Raw genomic sequence first — 18,062 nt, 5'->3', positions numbered from 1 at the left:
TGAAGACGGAGGTTTTAACCTTTACTTGGGACTAATAAACCCGGCTTCCTGAATCAGTGGTGATGGTGATGCCCGTCACCGGACACCGGACCGCCGATCCTGTCAAGGGCCTCGGTCAGTGCCGCTCCGGCTTCTTTGAGATTGGACACCGCCTGATTAATGAGTTGGGCAACCTCCGGCAGACCATCCTTTTCTGCCACTTCCGACCATTTGCCAAACTCAGCCGCATGGCTGTGGTTATGTTCTATCCAGTGCGGAAGCAGAATACGTAATTTTTCCAAATCTGAAATACTCATCATTCACCTGTTTTTTCCGAAATCATGACCAGAACAACTTTTCCAGCCAGGAAATCAATGGATTTCACCATTGCGCCTTTGACAATTCTGGGCTCTTCAAACAGGGCGCTGACGGTTATTCCATCAGGAGTCGCCTCAAGCCTGGTGGCACTCTCCATGACTGTTTCCAGATCGCCGCCCTGTTCAAGCAAAACACTCATCTGACACATGACGCACCTTTTATCTCTTTCTCGCGTTATTAAATTTTGTGGATCTCAAGAATTTTCAACTGTTTCATGAAATTCTTCCGGCTCAGGTGCTTCGGCTATATCCGTTCTTATGCGCACCAGGTTAAACCGGACAACTAAAACTCACTCTAACATAAAAAGGCTTTCATAAAGAGGCAATGATAATCTGGTTTGGCGAAAAAAACTTTAGTCTTCCCTGTGTAATTCTGCTATTTTAACCCTTTGTTTTCCCGAGCCGATTATCCCTCCCATGAGGTTATAATATGATTATAAAACCGGCGATTGAAATCAGATCAATCCTGAAAAAGTATAAGACAATAGCCGTTGTCGGGCTTTCACCAAAAATCACCCGGCCAAGCAATCAGGTTGCCGATTATCTTATCCGGGCCGGCTATGAGGTGATCCCCGTCAATCCCGGCCAGAATGAAATCCTTGGCAGAACTTGCTACCCCGACCTCCTGTCGATTCCTGAATCTGTTGATCTTGTCGATATTTTCAGAAAACCTGAAGATGTCCCTGCCGTGGTGGATGAGGCAATTGCCATAGGCGCAAAAGTCATCTGGATGCAACTTGGAATTATCAATGACGAGGCGGCCAAAAAAGCAACAGCTGCAGGCCTCACAGTGATTATGGATCGCTGCATCAAAGTCGACCACCAGAATCTGCGATAAGGCCATCGCACGGCTTCAGGGGTTTTATTGCGACCAACCCCCGGGTTTCCTTGACTTTTCATGTTGATTGCGATAGAGTTTCAGGCTTTTTCAAGGTCCGGATAGTAACGATATTCCAGCAAGAAATGCTTCCGTATATTTGTCAGCTTCGACCCTGAGCGAACAGATCGGGACTTTCAGGAATACAGGCAACGTTCATGGTATCATGAAAAAGTGAATATCTGAATTATCGCCACTGATAATATCAATCGGTTACAGACAGAATACGCGTCGGTCGCGCGGTTTTTTGCAGACCGACAATTTTCAAGAAAGAGCTTTTCGAACTAAACGAGAATAATTGTGGAACTTCAGGCATTAAAAGGATTTAAAGACATATTACCGGGGGAATCGGAGTCATGGCAATGGCTGGAAGCCAAGGCGCGTAACATCTTCCAACGATTCGGTTTTTCCGAGATAAAAGTTCCGATCCTCGAAAAAACCGAGCTTTTTGCCCGTTCCATCGGCGAAGCCACCGACATCGTCGAAAAAGAGATGTATACGCTCATTGACCGAAACGGTGAATCCATCACCATGCGCCCGGAAGGCACGGCGCCGGTCCTGCGGGCATTCATTGAGAATGCGCTGCATACTCGCCAGCCGGTGCAACGCCTTTTCACCATCGGCCCGATGTTCAGGCATGAAAATCCCCAGAAAGGCCGCCTCCGCCAGTTTCATCAGATGAGCGTTGAGGTTATCGGCACCCATAATCCGAAACTTGATGCCGAAGTCATGGCAATGGCCTGGACGCTGCTTGATGAATGCGGTCTTACGGCCAGCCTGGAAATAAACTCCCTGGGTTGCAAAGCCTGCCGCCCGGCATATCGGCAAGCCCTCACTGCCTTTCTTGCCGGCATAAAAGATACCTTATGCGAAGACTGCAAGCGCCGCACCGATACGAATCCCTTGAGGGTCCTGGACTGTAAAAACCCGGAATGCAGAAACAAACTCGGCAATGCCCCGTCAATTCTTGATAATCTCTGCAGCCCCTGCAACGATCATTTTGTTGCTGTTAAAAATGGCATGGAGATTCTCAACGTGCCCTTTACGGTGAATTCCTTCATGGTCCGGGGCTTGGATTATTATACCCGAACGACCTTTGAGCTGGTCACCGATCAGCTTGGGGCACAAAGCGCCGTTGGTGCAGGGGGCAGGTATGACGGCCTTGTCGAGCAGCTCGGCGGCCCGGACCTGCCGGGTTTCGGATTCGGAATCGGCATGGAACGAGTTCTGCTGCTCATGGAACAGAAAAATATCCTGCCCCCGGCTCAGGAGGCGGATCTGTTCATCGCCGCCCTGGGGGATAACGCCCTTGAAAAAGCTTATGCCTTGCTGCAAGTCCTTCGCGTAAAGGGGCTCAAGGCTTCCATGGATATTGAAGGGCGCAGCCTGAAAAGCCAGATGAAACAGGCAAACAGAGTTAATGCACGATTCACGCTCATTCTCGGCGAGGACGAACTGGCAAAAGGCCAAGGGGTATTAAGAGACATGAGCACCAAGGAGCAGCAAGAAATTTCATTTACCGATATTGATGCCATCATGGCAGCGACAAAAAAATAAAATAAGGAGTACCATCCTATGGAATCCATGGGAAATCTTAAAAGAAGCCATTCCTGTGACGCCCTCGGGAAAGAAGATTTAGGCCAGGAAGTTACTCTCATGGGCTGGGTCCTTCGCCGCCGGGACCACGGCGGGGTCATTTTTATCGACCTCCGCGACCGCTGGGGTATTACCCAGATTGTCTTCAATCCGGAAATCAACCCGGAAGTGCACGCCAAGGCTCATGCCCTCAGAAGCGAGTGGGTCCTCGCGGTTAAGGGCGTGGTTGAAAACCGGCCGGATGGTATGAAGAATCCCAAGCTCTCAACCGGTGAAATCGAGATTCTGGTCAATGAACTCCGCATCCTGAATACCAGTCTGACCCCGCCTTTCCCGCTGGATGAAGAAGCAGATGTTTCCGAAAATCTCCGCCTCAAATACCGCTATCTCGACCTGCGCCGCCCGGAAATGGCAAACAATCTCATTATGCGCCACAAGGCTTGCCAGTCCATGCGTTCGTATCTCGATGCCAATAATTTTCTTGAGATTGAAACTCCGGTGCTGACCAAGTCCACTCCTGAAGGGGCCCGCGACTACCTGGTTCCCAGCCGGGTGAATCCGGGAAAATTCTATGCGCTCCCCCAGTCCCCACAACTTTTCAAGCAGCTGCTGATGATCGCCGGCATGGACCGCTATTATCAGATTGTCCGCTGTTTTCGCGATGAAGACCTGCGCGCCGACCGGCAGCCGGAATTCACCCAGGTGGACATGGAACTCTCCTTTGTGGATGAGGAAGATCTGTATAAAATCACCGAAGGAATGATCAAAAACCTGGTGAAAGACACCCTGGGAAAAGAACTGGCGCCGCCGTTTCCGCGGATAACCTACGCCGAATCAATCGCCCGCTTCGGCACCGACCGTCCGGACACCAGATTCGGCCTTGAACTCATTTCTCTCACCGACATTGTCAAAGAATGCAGTTTCAAGGTTTTCCGCTCGGTGGTTGAAACGGGCGGAATAGTCAAAAGCATCAACGCCAAGGGTTGTGCGGATTTCTCGCGTAAGGACCTCGACGATCTCACCGACTATGTCTCCCAGTTCGGGGCCAAAGGCCTTGCCTGGGTGAAAATGAAGGCTGCCGGCGAGTGGCAGTCGCCCATTGCAAAATTCTTCACTGACGAAGAACGAAGCAGGATGGCGGATACCCTCGGCGCAGCGGAAGGCGATCTGCTGTTCTTTGTCGCCGACAAACCCGCTATCGTTCACCAGGCTCTTTCGGAATTGAGAATTGAGCTTGCCCGCCGGCTCGGGATGATTGACAAGAATGTTTTGACATTTACCTGGGTCACGGATTTCCCTCTGCTTGAGTACGATCATGAAGCAAAACGCCATGTTGCCGTGCATCATCCTTTTACCGCGCCCCAGGAACGAGACCTTGCCCTGCTTGAATCCGACCCCGGAAACGTTCGCAGCCGCGCCTACGATCTGGTCCTGAACGGCACGGAAATCGGCGGCGGCAGCATTCGCATTCACCAGAAGGAATTGCAGTCAAAAATATTCTCCGCCCTGGGCATTTCCGAAGAAGACGCGGCGGAAAAATTTGACTTTCTGCTGAAAGCGCTGGAAATGGGCGCTCCGCCCCACGGCGGCATTGCCTTTGGCCTTGACCGGCTGATGATGATTCTCGCAGGTAAAGATACGATCAGAGACGTAATCGCCTTTCCCAAAACCCAGAAGGCAACCTGTCCGCTTACCGACGCTCCGTCTGCGGTCGCCCGCAAGCAGCTTACTGAGTTGTCGCTGCGGCCCGACTGGAAAGAATCCTGAGACCCTGAAAATCCGCATTTGCCGCATCTCCATTGTCATTTTCCGTTTGGCATAGAAAACTATAGCCGAACGGAAAATTTCGCGGATCTGCAGCTAATGCAACCTTTCATGATCTCAGGATTTATAAATTTTTACACAATCCTCAATAACACTTCCCAGAAGAAATCAAGCGCTGAGGATATCCCGGGCGATTTCGGAAACCTGCGGATCAGGATCATCCACCATCCGGGCAACATGGCGCAACGCTTCTTCTGTGCCGATAATCCCCAGCATATTCACCGCCTCCCCTCTGACATGGGCCGTATGATCATTTAACAGCGGGAGAAGCGACGGAACGGCAAGGGCTATGTCGTCCGGCCGGACAACCGCCAAGTCCTCAAACAGTATGGAGACTCCCATGCGCACCATGAATCTTGGATCACGGAGAAGTTCTCCGGTGAGCGGGTATAATGATGGGTCACGCTTGAACATGATAACGATATTTTCAACAAGACCCTGCTCAATAAAATCGGCCATTACCTGAACCAGGCTGGTGCCTTTTGCTCCTTCCATTTTCTTTCCAGTTTTAATTTTTTCTTCCTGTGATGATCAAATCAGCATGCCCTGCACTCATGTCCGCAGTGAAATGACTGAAGAGCCAAACAATCATAAATTCTATCTTTTAACAAAAAACCTGCCAAAAAAGTCTAACGGAATATTTTTCTGGGATTTCTGATAGTAATTATGATAAACAATAATATCTCATTTATATAAACGCTAAGGAAAAAGTGTTCATTCCCTGGGGGGGGGAGGACATGGGATCTCTGCTGCTGTTTTTTCTTTTGCTTTTCCCGCTTCAGGCATCAGCCCAGGAAGTCCTGGTGCTCAACACCTGTCACATGCCGCCCTATCACCTTGACGATCAGACCGGTATCAGCGATCAACTGCTTCACCAACTATTCAGCCGCGTAGGATTAAAAATATTCATCCAGAGTTTACCCCCGGAACGGGCCCTGATCAATGCCAATATGGGTCTGGCGGCTGGGGACGCAGGACGGGTGGCCGGCATCGAGAAAAACTTTCCCAATCTGATCCGGGTTCCGGAACTTCTGGAGACCGGAAAGCTTGTTGCCTTTTCAAAAAATTTCACGTTCAGCACCGATTCTTGGGCTTCACTCAACCCCTATAACGTTGCCCACATCAATGGCCATAAAGGCGTTGAAGCATACATTGACAATCCCAAGTCCCTGCTGGTGGTAAAGGACATGAAACTCCTCTTTGAACTCCTTGCCAAAGACCGCACCGATATTGTTGTCTGTGAACTGCTTGCCGGCCTGAGCATGATCAAGCAGCTCAACCTCCGGAATATACGTGTCCTTGAGCCGCCGCTGGCCACCATTGACACCTATCTTTATCTCCACAAAGACCACGCAGCCCTTGTGCCACAACTGAATACCGCCCTGCAGAACATGAAACAGGACGGCACCTACGATCAAATCAATTCCCAAGGCCATAATCTTAAGGGCGCTGCAAACAGGTAAAATATCTTATGGCCCCGAATATCCCCATACACCAGACCATCGGATTCCGGATCTTCCTTGCCATTCTCCTGTTTTCAATCATCGTCACCGGACTGACCACGAGCCTCAGTATACGCCGTCAGTACATCACCAACAAACAACAAATTATCAGCCACATGGAACATGTCAAGAAAAGCATTCTTCCCAGCCTGTCAAACAACGTCTGGGTTGGAGACAGGATACAAATCAACCTGATTCTTGACGGGATTACTCATCTCCCAGACATTGATCACGCCATTCTCCAAACCCGGGACAAAGTCCTCATTGCCCAGGCGGGAGCCCTTTATTCAGAAAACAATATCACGCGGACCTTTCCTCTGATTTATTCCTATAACTGGCAAGAAATCGACCTGGGCACAATAACCATATCCGCCTCTTATGATAAGATCTTCGCGGAACTGAGACAAAAGACATATTATGCGCTGCTGGAAGACGGTATAAAAATCCTTTTCGCCGGCGTATTTATCTTCCTGATTTTCCATCTTCTGGTAACCAGACATCTCAAAACCATGGGGGATCATGTCAGGAATCTCGACATCCTCAACTCCAAGCCCCTGACACTGACCCGTTCAGGGTTTAAAGCGGGCAGGATTGATGAACTGGATGACGTTGTCAATGCCATCAACGAAATGCACAGCAATCTAGCAGGCGCCTATCTGGAAATCGAACAGATCAATATCATGCTGCAGGAGGATATCGGAAAACGGCAAGAGGCGGAGAACAAAGCCGTTGCCGCGATGGAAGACTGGGAAAGGACCTTCAACACCTTTGATGATATCGTCACCATTATGGACAACACCCTGGTTATCCAGCGGGTAAACAAGGCGGCCTGCAGGATGTTCGGGGCTGAACCCGAAGATCTCATCGGCAGACACTGCTATGAACTTTTTCGCGGTGAATCAAAACCCTGCGAGAAATGCCCCGGCATTCCGGCCATCTATTTTTCCAAGAGTCAAGTTGCCGAAATCGAACATAAACATCTGAATAAAATATTTCTGATCTCTGCTTCGCCGATTCTGGACGATTCGGGGGAACTTACCGGAATCGTTCACACGGCCAAGGACATCACCGAACACAAGCTCCTTGAAAAGCAATACATCCAGGCCATGAAAATGGAATCCATCGGCAGGCTCACCGGCGGCATTGCCCATGATTTCAACAACCTTCTCACCGCAATTCTCGGCTACTGCGAACTGGCCATTGGCAATACTCAGGATAACACCGAGATGCGCCGCTACCTGGAGGTCATCCTCAATTCAGCGGAAAGGGCCGCCACCCTGACCAGGCAGTTGCTGGCCTTCAGCAGAAAACAACCCATCATGAAAAAGGTGGTGAATCTCGGCATCCTGGTCAACAACATGAAAATGATGCTGCAGCGGTTGATCCAGGAAAACATCTCCCTTTCCATTGATTGTCCGATTTCAGAAATGAATATTGAAGCAGATCCCGGACAGGTGGAACAGATACTGATGAACCTCTGCGTCAATGCCCGCGATGCCATGCCCACTGGTGGGACAATTACCATACAAACCGCCCTTTTTACTGCTGATGAAGACTTCGCTGCCTGGAATGAAGGACTGCAGCCCGGTGCTTATGTTATCCTGCAGGTGATTGATACCGGCATGGGCATGACCCGTGAAATCCAGAATAAGATTTTTGAGCCGTTTTTCACCACAAAGGATCTTGGCCATGGAACCGGCCTCGGGCTTGCCACGGTTTATGGAATTGTCAAACAGCATAACGGCTACATTTCGGTGGAGTCAACCCCTGGGCGCGGCACCACCTTCACGGTCTTCTTTCCGATCAGTCTTGCGGATACCCCAGTAGCGGAGGATAAAAAGGAAGAATTTTTCGTACCGGGAAAAGAAACCATTCTGGTGGTTGAAGACGACCCGACTATCCGCACCCTGATCGCCGATTCCCTGCAACCCAAGGGCTTCAACGTTCTAGGTGCTTCAGGCGGCAGCGAAGCCATGGATCTCGCTAGAAAATATAAGGGAGAGATTGATGTTTTGCTCATTGATGTGATCATGCCGGACATGAACGGCCCGGAGGTGGCTGAACAGCTCAGACTGATCCGGCCCGAGGCAAAAACGTTATTCATGTCCGGCTACACCGACGATATCATCGAGCAATACGGCATCCTGCATCCTGACGTGCAATTCATTCAGAAACCACTTATCTTCAAACTGCTCATGAGCAAAATCCAGGAAATAATGCTGCAAAAAAATCCGATAAACTGATTATCAGGATCAACCTTTCCCCTGTCCAATGACATACGACCAATGAATAAGGGTCGTGTTACGGCCGTACGAGTATTTTCTTGACACCCGGTTCTGCAGCGTGCTCAAAAGCCCTAAGACCATTTGCAAGAGAGTATTCTGCTTCAATCAATGCACGGACATGGATCTGATCTGCTGCCAGGAGTTCCAATGCAGGCGCAAACGGTCCGCATCGGGAACCGATCACGGTAATTTCACCCACGACAATTTTGGTCAGATCAAGGGTCAGTTTTTGGGCAAACATGTTCTTCTTCAACAAAATCACTCCCGTCGAGTATGCGCTCGTCCCCTTTTTGCTTTTGTGTTAGCGTATTATCATCGGTGTGACCCTATCAGCTTGACAGGTGGCAACTGAAGTGTTAGTCGTTTAATGCCTGAATTAAACGTACAGGCATCCTAAAAAAATAATCTATATTATTACACATGAGAAAATTAGAGGGCAACTCATTGTAGGTCAATTGTAGCCCCTGAGTGGACAATGTTATGATGAATACCAAATTAAATAAAACAACCTTTTTTTTGGCATGCTGCGCATTGATTATTTCCGGATCTGAAGCCTTGGCCGCAAGTTTCGACTGCACCAAAGCAGCTACCAGTGTTGAGAAAATGATCTGTGCTGATAACAACCTTTCAGAGCTTGATGAAAAGTTGGGCAAGGCATATCTCGAAGCAGGAAAAAAATATCCCGACACTACCGCACTCAAGCAAGAGCAACGGGCGTGGCTGAAAGAGCGTAATAAGTGCGGGAATTCTGATTGTTTGCGGAACAAATATCAGGAACGTATTGCTGTTTTGTCTCAAGCAAGCGAGCCACTTTTAGAAAGAATTATGTCAAAAGATTTATCTTTAAATGATTACCGGGTGGTTGACAGATATAATGACTCAAAAGATCTTCTTGCAGTAAGAATGAGTCGTCTTCAGGATATGATTAATAAAGAAGAGTGGAAAAGCTTGCTGGAAAAGACAGACACCGAATGGCGTGAATACCGGGATGCTCTGTGCAAATTACAATATCAGATAAAACAATCATCCAGTGACACAATTGACAAGAACAACCAAAGCTATGAGTTGGAATGCAGGACTGGTCTTACCAGCGAAAGAAACAATCGTCTGGAAAATATGCGAAATCTGATCATCGCTACAGAGGATTTTCAACAGAAACTTGCACAACCGAATACTCCAGGTACTAAGTCCGCAGATCAAGACCGGAACATTGAATTGAACCATGAGTTGGAAGAAATCGTAAACGTCCTCATGAAGCGTCTCCGGAGCAATATCGATGAAGGTGGTGGGGGATCAACACTAGAGGAGATGAATAAAGAGTGGCATGAATACCGCGACAGCCAATGTCTCTTTAAATATCAAATCCAGCTTTCTTTTGATGGTTCCGCTAATCCCGATCAAGAACAAGAGCGGGACATGGAATGCTTGAACAGATTTACTCAAGATCACATCAATCAGCTTAAAACCATCCGTGATCTGGTCCGTATCGCCATGGTCAAACAAAACGTCGCAGCTATTAAGCTGGACCAGCAGGATTTAACCGGAAAGTACAATGACCTGTGCAAATTAGACAACGTTCCTGCCAATACTCAAATATATGTTGTCAGCCTTTACAGCGGACTTACCAACTCTGACATTCAGCTTGGAGAAAGTGGTCATACAACCAAAGAAGTAGAAGTCGTTGTCAGTAAGCAGGGAACGCCGGTGATTCTTGCGCTCATGGCATATGACCCTGTTGTATGGAAGATCAGCAAAACAAAAGAAGCCAATATCGTCGCCGTTATTGTTGGCGGATATCACACGCAAGCGGTTGTTGGAATTTCACCCGAAACTCCGGTGAAATACTTTGTCTACGAAACCAAGGGAATGTGTAAATATTTTTACGCCTATAAGCCCGGAAAAGAACTGGATCAGGCCATTCAACGTATCAACCAGATAACCGGTTCGGACAACATAACAATTCTCACAGAGCCGACCATCGGCAGATATTATGTCGGCGCTATTCCTACAGAAAACGACGAAATAATCGGCATAAAAGACGTAGTAAAAAAGAAAGAAGGCTTGCCTTCCGGACAGAAGGGCCTCGACCTTTTGGTTCAACAGGGAAAATTGCGGCAAGCCACCAAAGAGGACATTGAAAAATGGGTAGACAAGGCCAGCGCTCGATACCTTAAATACGGCAACGGTTTAAGAGTAGAACATTATATGGAACCATCCCAGACTTATGTCGTGATAGCCGATTTTGATTTGCCGAACGGTCTTGCAGGAGCTCACTCCAGATTCTTTATTATTCCTGAAGACCAGGCAATGCCGGGGGGGCCAAAAGGCCATAATACCTTTTACCTTATGAAATACGGAAGCTGTACCGGCGCTGCCCCGGACTGCAGTAATAGATAATGAAAAAACTGTTTCTTTTATTGCCGGTATTATTGATTGTTGCAGCGGGGCTGTTTTGGAAAGAATACAATTCTCCTTTTCAACAACTTTCCCGAGAAGCCAAAAGAGGTGATGCCAGGTCAGCTTACACACTTGCCGACCATTATTACTTTGGCCAAAACGACACCAAGGTTGACTTACAAAAAGCCCGCTCCTGGTATAAAAAAGCCGGGGACAAAGGTCACGTCCAGGCGCAATTTGTGTATGGGTACATGCTTTATAAAGGCAAAGGCGGTTCAGTTGATTTGAAGGGCGCTGAAGAGTGGTTTGAAAAAGCGGCAAGTGGGGGTAACCCTGACGCCATGTATTTTCTTGCAGGGATGTACTATTACGGCAAAGGAGTCCCCCAAAATGAAGAACTGTCAGCGGAAAGGTATAAGCAAGGCGCTGAGGCAGGTCATCCCGCATGCCAATATCACCATGCCATTAATTATGGTTTTCAGTCAGACACGAAGAACTATTTGAAATGGATGAATCGTTCAGCTCAGCAAGGAGACAGAGATGCACTTTTTAATTTCTGTGAGCATACGTATAGCCGTAGCGGCGGCTGGTTAGAAGATCAAGATCTTGTAGCCGCTTACCGCTGGTGTACCCTTGCCCTGAAAACCGGCAAGAAAGAAGCCAGGGAAAAGCTTGATTCTTTAGGGAACAAACTGACACCAACTATAATTGCCCAGCAAGATCTACTGGTTGAACAGTTTATGAAAGACATACAAAATGAAAATGTTTTTGACCCCCATATCCAGTGACAAAAAGTTGCCCGCCAAATCCCGCAAAAACCAAAATTATGGGGACATCGTAGAATTGGCCCTTGGCCGCATTATGATTTAGCCTGCTTTCCAAAACGTAAATGGTAGAGCCCACCAAAAAAAAGATGCTCCACTTTAGGGTCGAATAAGTATCTTCTTTACGCCCGGTTCTGCAGCGTGCTCAAAAGCCCTAAGACCATTTGCAAGAGAGTATTCTGCTTCAATCAATGCACGGACATGGATCTGATCTGCCGCCAGGAGTTTCAATGCAGGCGCAAACGGTCCGCATCGGGAACCGATCACGGTAATTTCACCCACGACAATTTTGGTAAGATCAAGGGTAGCCTTTTGGGCAAAGGTGCTTTTCAAGACAAGGATGCCCAGAGGTTTCACCATGCGCAGGGACTGCATAAACCCTTCCGGGTTGCCCGTTGCTTCGACAACAATATCAAAACCATTATCATCTGCATCCTGAGCCAAGCCCGTCGGCAAACCTATTCTTTCAGCAATGATAAGGGAATCCTTGCTTCTGCCAAACATGGTCAGATCATCACTCAGACGCGACAACACCTGAGCGATAAGCACTCCCAGTCGGCCCGAACCGACCACTGCAATGCGATGAAAGGATTGAATCGCCACCTGATCACCTATCCGCAATGCTGCAGCCAGAGGTTCTGTGAAAACCGCCTGATCATCGGCAACACCCTCCGGTACTGCATGCAGATTCACCACAGGCAGGGTGAGATATTCGGCAAAGGCACCGTCCTGATGAAATATCCCCAGAACACTTCGTTCACGACAATGCTCAGGGCCGGACCCCAGACAGGTTTGACATTTGCCGCAGGCCAGGTTAATTGAGCCGACCACTCTTTTACCGAGCCATTCCGCATCCGCACATTTCTCAACCACTCCGACAAACTCGTGGCCGGGAACACCGGTAAACCCCATATAGCCCTTGACGATCTCAAGGTCTGTGGCGCAGATTCCGGCCAGCAGCACCCGGATCAATGCCTCGCCATTGCCCGCCACCGGTTCAGGATAACTCTCCTCAATTCGCAACGCCCCGTCTTCAAATACTATCGCCCGCATGACTGGATAACCCCCTCAATTATTCCTTCCTGTTTTGCATTCTAACAGAGTTATGGAATATGAAACAACATCCTTGCCTTTTTCTCTTTGCATCTCTTTATCGCACAGCTACACTTGTATCATGCCAATACAGAAATTCGACCCCTTTGAGGACCGCCTCTCACGGGATATCAGAAACACTCTTTCCAAGTCTCTGATGAAGGCGCTTGATTCCCGTGATCTTGCCATTGTTGAAAAAACTGCCGGAATCTATCTGCACCAGGATATCCCCGCCCCTTACCTCGGCTATATCCGCGATCGCCTGGAACGCTACCGGATGTCACTTGATACTATCCGCCAAAAAAAACTAACCGACCCCTTCACGGAAGCTCTTGCCCTTTGGGACAACCATCTTTTCTTTGAGGTGCATGAACGGCTTGAAAAGATCTGGATGACGGCCGAGGGTGACCAAAAAAAGGCGCTTCAGGCCATGATCCGGGCCGCCGGTTTCTATATTCATCTGGCGCACGGCAACACAAAAGCGGCTCACAGCATGGCAGATAAAGCCGCTTCGGCACTCAACCTCTGGGGCCGGGCACTGCCGAATTTCACCGCTCTGAACACCCTTGTGAAAAAACTCCACACCCATGACCCTGTTCCCCCTGAACTGCTTAATTCATAAGGCATTACAGGCTATGGCACCCGAAAAAATCCCCGGCAAAATTAGCTTGTCATCTGAGCGGGCACTGGGTTAAGATACCTTTATCTTTCTTTGCAACTTACTTTGAAATCAATGGTCTTCTATAAAATTAATCGTTAATTATCCAGCCTTTCCAAGACCTGCCTGGATCTTATTATCTGATTGATTTCAAAAGACTTACAAATTTACATAAGGAGAACACAATGGCTGGTGAGAAAGTTAATCACATAACAGATGCAAACTTTGACAGTGACGCCTTGAACGCCGACCTTCCGGTGCTGGTTGATTTCTGGGCCCCCTGGTGCGGACCCTGCAAGGCTATCGGACCCGTTATCGAAGAACTTGCCGAAGAATTTAACGGCAAGATCGGCATCGCAAAGATGAATGTCGATGAAAACCCTGAAACACCTGGGAAATATGGAATACGGGCCATTCCCACCCTGATTCTTTTCAAGAAGGGCAAGATTGTCGATCAGGTCACCGGCGCCGTGGGTAAGACCAACCTTGTCGCGATGATCAATAAAGCTTTATAAGCCTGCCGGATTCAATGAATACCGCAGATTATGAGCTTATCATCATAGGTGGCGGGCCTGCAGGCCTTACAGCCGGCCTTTATGCCGCTCGGTCGAGGCTGAAGGCAGTGCTTCTGGAAAAAGGCGTGGTGGGCGGACAGGTCCTGGTTACCGACTGGATAGACAATTATCCTGGCTTTCCCGAAGGGTTGAGCGGTTTTGACCTGGTAGAAAAAATGGCGGCGCAGGCTGCCCGCTTTGATCTGCAAACCACAATGGCCCCGGTTGAATCCCTGGATTTTTCAGATCCCCTGAAAAAGATCTACCTTGAAGGCGGCAAGACACTTACGGCCAAGACGGTGATTATTGCAACCGGCGCAAGGCCCAAACAACTTGATATCCCCGGCGAGCAAGAACTCACCGGCAAAGGCGTTTCCTATTGCGCAACCTGTGACGGCCCCTTTTATCGAGATATGGAAATCGCCGTGGTCGGCGGCGGCAACACCGCCATCCAGGAGGCGATGCATCTCACCAAATTTGCCAGCAAAGTTACGGTTATTCACCGCCGCGATCGATTACGATCAACGCAAATAGTGCAGGAAAAGGCCTTTGCCAACAAAAAAATTGAATTTCTTTGCGACACAACGGTTATTGCCGTTAACGGTGACAAGGCTGTAGAGTCTTTGAAACTACAAAACAAGGACGGGTCGGAAACAGAACTCGCCGTCCAGGGCGTCTTCGTGCTGATTGGGACCTTACCGAACAATTCCATGTTCCCGGAAGGTCAACTTGTGCTGGAAGACGGCTATATTATCACTGACTGTGAGATGCGAACAAATATCCCAGGGGTGATGGCCGCAGGCGATATCCGCAGCAAGGAAGTCCGACAGGTGATCACAGCAGCAGGTGACGGCGCCGTCGCCGCCCAATCAGCGGAACAATATCTCAGAGAACTCACCGATTAATCCTCCATGTTCAGCCAACCCGCTGTCCGGTATATATCAATGTTGCCAATTAAACTACACATCAGTAAAACTATTTCATTCATTTTCATCCTTCTGGCCATCGCTGTTGCAACCGGGATTTCTGGCTGCGCCTCGCAGGAAATTGAGCGTGAGAATGAAGCCGGGCTCCTCGCTCAGGAAGGATTGGATGATTTTAACCGCGGCAAATATAATGCCGCCCTTGAAATCTTTGAAAAACTGAAAAATCGATATCCATTCAGCCCACAGAGTCTTCTCGCCGAACTCAAGGCTGCGGACTGCAATTTTTACCTGGATAATTTTGAAGAGTCGCGGGTTCTTTACGAAGAATTTGAAAGAAACCATCCGACCAACGAGGCTATCCCTTATGTCTATTTTCAGGTGGGAATGAGTTTTTTCAAACAAATCGACACCACGGACAGGGACCCGGCCGGCGCCCTGGATTCGATCCAGGCTTTTTTGAAACTGATAAAGACCTACCCTGAATCTCCCTATACGGTTGAGGCCAGGGCAAGGATAAGTGAGGCCAGGGATTTTCTCGCAACCCATGAATATCGGGTTGCAGTTTACTACACCCGGAAAGGATCTCTTGAAGAGGCTGCCAGCCGCCTGGATTACCTGTTGTTGAATTATCCGGATTCGAAAATCGCCCCTGAGGCCAAGGTGCTGAAAGAACAGATTGAGCAAGGAACACAACCTGGCCGCCCTTGGTATCTCTGGATACCTGGTGTATCCATGTTTTTAAATTGATTCTTTAACTCTTTGTTTTTTTCTGGATTTACGGTCATAGCGCTCCTGCTCGCTGTATATGCAGCCGCAGTATGATTGACGATAAAGTCCCATTGCCACTGAAAGATCAATGCCTTCCTGCCAGCCCTCCCGGAAATCCCTGTAGTAAAAGGGAATGCCGTGCTCCGTTGCAAGTCTTTCGGCAATTTCCCGTATAGCCTGATGGTTCTGATAGCGGCTGTAAAGAAGTGTTGTGGTAAAGGCGTCCGCCCCGGTTTCGCGGGCATGCAGCACAGTGGCCAAAAGGCGCATTTCATAACAGATGCGACATCGGCCTTCTTCATGAAAGACAACCTGTCGAAGATATTCCCTGAGGCCATAACGGCTATCGCAATCTACCTTGAAACTCAGACGATGCCCCAGATCTTCAACGGTCTGCAGGCGTTTGGTGAATTCCCGAAAGGGATGGATGTTGGGATTATGGAAATACCCCTGCACGGAAATACCTTCATCCCGCAACACTTCAAGGGGGTACACCGTACAAGGCCCGCAGCAGACATGCAGTAACAGCTTCATGCCTCTTTCCTCAAGTCTTTCCAACCTTGAACTGTCTGGGGTTTATATTGAAATTATTAATTTTATAATTGATGATCCGCAAACTTGTATCAAGCAGGCGGGCAGCCTTGGTCTGATTGCCCTTGGCTTTTTTAAGGCTTTCGATGATAAGTTCCCGCTCAAAATTCTCAACCGCAGCTGCCAGTGAAACAGGATTTCGCTCATTAACACTTTCGGCGGTCTGAAGTGTCGGGGGCAAATGGTAACTCTTGATAGATTCTTCATCACAGATCAACACAGCGCGTTCCATGCAGTTCTGAAGCTCCCTGACATTTCCCGGCCAGTGATACTGGATGAGCAGATCAATTGCCGGAGTGGAAATGCGCCTGATCTCCTTATTGTTTTCTATATTATATTTTTGCAGAAAATGTTCAGCGAGCAGCAGTATATCAGTGCGCCGTTCACGTAACGGCGGCAAATAAATGGGAAAAACATTCAGACGATAATAAAGATCTTCCCTGAAACTGCCATCCTCCACAGCCACTTCAAGGTCCTTATTTGTCGCCGTAACAAGCCTCACATCGCATTTAACTGTCTTGGTGCCGCCGAGCCGCTGAAACTCCTTATCCTGTACAACATTGAGCAGCTTTACCTGCACCGTCTGAGTCAACTCGCCGATCTCATCAAGAAAAAGCGTCCCGCCTTCAGCAATCTCAAAGCGCCCTTTCTTGGCGGCCTGCGCCCCGGTAAAGGCGCCTTTTTCATGTCCGAATAATTCACTTTCCAAAAGCGTCTCAGGAAGTGCCGAACAATTGACCGACACAAAAGGCATCCTGGCCCGTTTACTGTTATGATGAATTGCCTTGGCAGCAAGGGTTTTTCCTGTTCCGGATTCGCCGCGAAGCAGCACAGTTGCATTACTTTCAGCAACCCGGGCAATCATTTCAAACACTTCCTGCATCCGGCTGCTGTTGCTGATGATGCTGCCGATCTGATATTTCTCAGTCAACTCCTGTTTAAGCTTGATGTTTTCGTTGCGCAGGCTTTCCTTTTCTTCGTTGACCGCCTGTACACGAACAACCGTCTGCGCGATGAGGCCGCTTAATATGGTCATGAACTGAAGATCGTTGTCAAAGTCGAGTCCGCCTCGATAGTCCCGGTCAACACTCAGAGCGCCGATTGCATGATTGCCATGTTTGATGGGAACGCATAAAAAAGATATTTCTTTCTGAGATATATCGCCCCGGGAGCGGGTCCGATTTAAAAACAGCGGTTCTTCGCTGATCTGCGGAACTACAATCGGCGCCCCGGAGGCCACAACCCTGCCGGTGATTCCTTCACCCACTTTGTATTTGCCGCGCTTTCTTGCCTCGGCGGTCAGGCCATGGGCAACTTCAATTTCCACCTGCCCCGTGAAAGGATTAATGATGGACACCGTGCCGTTGTTCAGCTTCGTTTCACTGGAAACAATCCCCAGAATACGCACCAACGCATCGGGTAAATCCAATGAAGAGGCCAGCACTTTGGTGATTTCAAAAAGGCAGCCGAGATGGGCATATTCCTGTTCTATTTCTTTACGGCTCATAATGTAAGATGTAACCCCTCAGTATCATTAATGAATATTTTTCGGTCTCGTAGATAAGTGAGAATATCGAGACTTCGAAAATCACAAGACGGACGCGGATCCCGCTTTTTACAATTACGCCAATGGTTGAAAATCCATGAATCAGGAGTTTTTACTACAGAACTACAAATTTGTAAAAGAAATTACAACAAATCTGTCATAAGGTGCCGATCCTGCCCTCAAGAACTTCCGCCCACCGGGCATAGCCGAATTCGCTCAGATGTACACCATCCCCGAGGAAACAGTCTTGATGGCTGCTGCCGTTT

Annotated in this window: 18 protein-coding genes; 11 read left to right on the top strand and 7 right to left on the bottom strand. The window is 48.6% G+C overall.

Going from position 1 to position 18,062, the window contains the following annotated elements; genetic code table 11:
- Positions 1-53: 53 nt before the first annotated feature.
- Together KKE17_05200 and KKE17_05195 are read right to left on the bottom strand one after the other, a co-directional pair.
- Positions 54-299 (bottom strand): hypothetical protein, encoded by a 246-nt coding sequence (locus KKE17_05200; protein ID MBU1709386.1) that lies wholly within the window; start codon positions 297-299, stop codon positions 54-56.
- Positions 296-505: a CooT family nickel-binding protein gene (locus tag KKE17_05195; protein MBU1709385.1), complete on the bottom strand. Its 210-nt coding sequence runs from the start codon at positions 503-505 to the stop codon at positions 296-298. The genes KKE17_05200 and KKE17_05195 overlap by 4 nt, the downstream gene beginning before the upstream one ends.
- 281 nt (positions 506-786) lie before the next feature.
- Here KKE17_05195 and KKE17_05190 point away from each other — a divergent pair, with 281 nt between their 5' ends.
- From KKE17_05190 to aspS, 3 genes are all read left to right on the top strand, one after another.
- Positions 787-1,194 (top strand): CoA-binding protein, encoded by a 408-nt coding sequence (locus tag KKE17_05190; protein ID MBU1709384.1) that lies wholly within the window; start codon positions 787-789, stop codon positions 1,192-1,194.
- A gap of 339 nt (positions 1,195-1,533) precedes the next feature.
- Positions 1,534-2,790, top strand: coding sequence for a histidine--tRNA ligase (gene hisS / locus KKE17_05185; GenBank protein ID MBU1709383.1), 1,257 nt, complete (start codon positions 1,534-1,536; stop codon positions 2,788-2,790).
- A gap of 18 nt (positions 2,791-2,808) precedes the next feature.
- Entirely contained in the window at positions 2,809-4,596 is a 1,788-nt protein-coding gene (gene aspS, locus KKE17_05180) for an aspartate--tRNA ligase (protein ID MBU1709382.1), read from the top strand.
- Between the two features lie 165 nt (positions 4,597-4,761).
- Here the strand turns inward: aspS and KKE17_05175 are convergent, their stop codons facing one another.
- Complete coding sequence (locus KKE17_05175; protein MBU1709381.1) at positions 4,762-5,148, bottom strand: HEAT repeat domain-containing protein; 387 nt, start codon at positions 5,146-5,148, stop codon at positions 4,762-4,764.
- 242 nt (positions 5,149-5,390) lie between these two features.
- Here KKE17_05175 and KKE17_05170 point away from each other — a divergent pair, with 242 nt between their 5' ends.
- Complete coding sequence (locus KKE17_05170; protein MBU1709380.1) at positions 5,391-6,116, top strand: transporter substrate-binding domain-containing protein; 726 nt, start codon at positions 5,391-5,393, stop codon at positions 6,114-6,116.
- An 8-nt stretch (positions 6,117-6,124) separates the two neighbouring features.
- A complete protein-coding gene (locus tag KKE17_05165) occupies positions 6,125-8,398 on the top strand; it encodes a response regulator (protein ID MBU1709379.1) in 2,274 nt (757 codons plus the stop codon).
- 58 nt (positions 8,399-8,456) lie between these two features.
- Here the strand turns inward: KKE17_05165 and KKE17_05160 are convergent, their stop codons facing one another.
- Positions 8,457-8,681: a hypothetical protein gene (locus KKE17_05160; GenBank protein ID MBU1709378.1), complete on the bottom strand. Its 225-nt coding sequence runs from the start codon at positions 8,679-8,681 to the stop codon at positions 8,457-8,459.
- A gap of 239 nt (positions 8,682-8,920) precedes the next feature.
- Here KKE17_05160 and KKE17_05155 point away from each other — a divergent pair, with 239 nt between their 5' ends.
- Both KKE17_05155 and KKE17_05150 read left to right on the top strand, forming a co-directional pair.
- Entirely contained in the window at positions 8,921-10,837 is a 1,917-nt protein-coding gene (locus KKE17_05155) for a DUF1311 domain-containing protein (GenBank protein ID MBU1709377.1), read from the top strand.
- Positions 10,837-11,625 (top strand): sel1 repeat family protein, encoded by a 789-nt coding sequence (locus tag KKE17_05150; GenBank protein MBU1709376.1) that lies wholly within the window; start codon positions 10,837-10,839, stop codon positions 11,623-11,625. The genes KKE17_05155 and KKE17_05150 overlap by 1 nt, the downstream gene beginning before the upstream one ends.
- 135 nt (positions 11,626-11,760) lie before the next feature.
- Here the strand turns inward: KKE17_05150 and KKE17_05145 are convergent, their stop codons facing one another.
- On the bottom strand, positions 11,761-12,714 hold the full coding sequence (locus KKE17_05145; GenBank protein MBU1709375.1) for an alcohol dehydrogenase catalytic domain-containing protein: 954 nt from the start codon (positions 12,712-12,714) through the stop codon (positions 11,761-11,763).
- A 121-nt stretch (positions 12,715-12,835) separates the two neighbouring features.
- Between KKE17_05145 and KKE17_05140 the strand changes: the two genes are divergently transcribed.
- From KKE17_05140 to KKE17_05125, 4 genes are all read left to right on the top strand, one after another.
- Positions 12,836-13,375 (top strand): DUF309 domain-containing protein, encoded by a 540-nt coding sequence (locus KKE17_05140; GenBank protein MBU1709374.1) that lies wholly within the window; start codon positions 12,836-12,838, stop codon positions 13,373-13,375.
- Between the two features lie 221 nt (positions 13,376-13,596).
- The gene (gene trxA / locus KKE17_05135; GenBank protein ID MBU1709373.1) at positions 13,597-13,926 is read left to right on the top strand and encodes a thioredoxin; all 330 of its coding nucleotides are present in this window, start codon (positions 13,597-13,599) and stop codon (positions 13,924-13,926) included.
- 14 nt (positions 13,927-13,940) lie between these two features.
- On the top strand, positions 13,941-14,870 hold the full coding sequence (gene trxB / locus KKE17_05130) for a thioredoxin-disulfide reductase (GenBank protein MBU1709372.1): 930 nt from the start codon (positions 13,941-13,943) through the stop codon (positions 14,868-14,870).
- A 39-nt stretch (positions 14,871-14,909) separates the two neighbouring features.
- Complete coding sequence (locus KKE17_05125) at positions 14,910-15,638, top strand: outer membrane protein assembly factor BamD (protein MBU1709371.1); 729 nt, start codon at positions 14,910-14,912, stop codon at positions 15,636-15,638.
- Here the strand turns inward: KKE17_05125 and KKE17_05120 are convergent.
- Together KKE17_05120 and KKE17_05115 are read right to left on the bottom strand one after the other, a co-directional pair.
- Positions 15,630-16,193, bottom strand: a complete 564-nt coding sequence (locus KKE17_05120) for an epoxyqueuosine reductase QueH (protein MBU1709370.1) — start codon at positions 16,191-16,193, stop codon at positions 15,630-15,632. The two genes, KKE17_05125 and KKE17_05120, sit on opposite strands and share 9 nt — an antisense overlap.
- Positions 16,194-16,203: 10 nt before the next feature.
- Positions 16,204-17,757 carry a sigma 54-interacting transcriptional regulator gene (locus tag KKE17_05115; GenBank protein MBU1709369.1) on the bottom strand — a complete coding sequence of 518 codons (1,554 nt, stop codon included), beginning with the start codon at positions 17,755-17,757 and terminating at the stop codon, positions 16,204-16,206.
- Positions 17,758-18,062: the final 305 nt, after the last annotated feature.

The sequence above is a fragment of the Pseudomonadota bacterium genome, from assembly GCA_018823135.1.
Lineage (GTDB): Bacteria > Desulfobacterota > Desulfobulbia > Desulfobulbales > CALZHT01 > JAHJJF01.
This window is presented reverse-complemented; position numbering and strand designations above follow the sequence as displayed.

Coding starts and splice junctions, on each gene's coding strand:
- KKE17_05145 (MBU1709375.1), bottom strand. CDS start 12,714: ATGCGGGCGATAGTATTTGAAGACGGGGCGTTGCGAATTGAGGAGAGT.
- KKE17_05155 (MBU1709377.1), top strand. CDS start 8,921: ATGATGAATACCAAATTAAATAAAACAACCTTTTTTTTGGCATGCTGC.
- KKE17_05160 (MBU1709378.1), bottom strand. CDS start 8,681: ATGTTTGCCCAAAAACTGACCCTTGATCTGACCAAAATTGTCGTGGGT.
- KKE17_05195 (MBU1709385.1), bottom strand. CDS start 505: ATGTGTCAGATGAGTGTTTTGCTTGAACAGGGCGGCGATCTGGAAACA.
- KKE17_05175 (MBU1709381.1), bottom strand. CDS start 5,148: ATGGAAGGAGCAAAAGGCACCAGCCTGGTTCAGGTAATGGCCGATTTT.
- trxA (MBU1709373.1), top strand. CDS start 13,597: ATGGCTGGTGAGAAAGTTAATCACATAACAGATGCAAACTTTGACAGT.
- KKE17_05115 (MBU1709369.1), bottom strand. CDS start 17,757: ATGAGCCGTAAAGAAATAGAACAGGAATATGCCCATCTCGGCTGCCTT.
- KKE17_05190 (MBU1709384.1), top strand. CDS start 787: ATGATTATAAAACCGGCGATTGAAATCAGATCAATCCTGAAAAAGTAT.
- KKE17_05125 (MBU1709371.1), top strand. CDS start 14,910: ATGTTGCCAATTAAACTACACATCAGTAAAACTATTTCATTCATTTTC.
- KKE17_05170 (MBU1709380.1), top strand. CDS start 5,391: ATGGGATCTCTGCTGCTGTTTTTTCTTTTGCTTTTCCCGCTTCAGGCA.
- trxB (MBU1709372.1), top strand. CDS start 13,941: ATGAATACCGCAGATTATGAGCTTATCATCATAGGTGGCGGGCCTGCA.
- KKE17_05150 (MBU1709376.1), top strand. CDS start 10,837: ATGAAAAAACTGTTTCTTTTATTGCCGGTATTATTGATTGTTGCAGCG.
- KKE17_05140 (MBU1709374.1), top strand. CDS start 12,836: ATGCCAATACAGAAATTCGACCCCTTTGAGGACCGCCTCTCACGGGAT.
- KKE17_05165 (MBU1709379.1), top strand. CDS start 6,125: ATGGCCCCGAATATCCCCATACACCAGACCATCGGATTCCGGATCTTC.
- KKE17_05200 (MBU1709386.1), bottom strand. CDS start 299: ATGATGAGTATTTCAGATTTGGAAAAATTACGTATTCTGCTTCCGCAC.
- aspS (MBU1709382.1), top strand. CDS start 2,809: ATGGAATCCATGGGAAATCTTAAAAGAAGCCATTCCTGTGACGCCCTC.
- KKE17_05120 (MBU1709370.1), bottom strand. CDS start 16,193: ATGAAGCTGTTACTGCATGTCTGCTGCGGGCCTTGTACGGTGTACCCC.